Genomic DNA, 251 nt, shown 5'->3' with positions numbered 1-251 from the left:
TTCGCGTTCCTGGGTGACTCGTGGTTCCAGCTGATCGTGGCCGGTGCGCTGGGGGTGCTGTTCACGCAGTTCGCGTTCCTGTCGCACGAGGCTGCGCACCGTCAGGTGTTCGAGTCCCAGAAGTGGAACGACCGCGCGGGCCGCTGGCTCGGCACGTTCCTGGTGGGGCTGAGCTACTCGTGGTGGATGAACAAGCACACCCGGCACCACGGCAACCCGAACACCGTCGGCAAGGACCCGGACATCGCCCC

1 protein-coding gene is annotated in these 251 nt (G+C 66.5%); it reads left to right on the top strand.

Annotated elements, in window-relative coordinates; all coding sequences use genetic code 11:
- Nucleotides 1-9 precede the first annotated feature (9 nt).
- On the top strand, nt 10-251 hold a 242-nt coding region (locus BIU95_RS13400), incomplete at its 3' end, for a fatty acid desaturase (protein ID WP_175470776.1).

Origin of the sequence: Curtobacterium sp. MCBA15_007 (assembly GCF_001864905.1) — a bacterium.
Classification (GTDB): Bacteria; Actinomycetota; Actinomycetes; order Actinomycetales; family Microbacteriaceae; genus Curtobacterium; species Curtobacterium poinsettiae.
The sequence above is the reverse complement of the archived record's forward strand: the minus strand, read 5'-3'. Positions and strand labels throughout refer to the sequence as shown.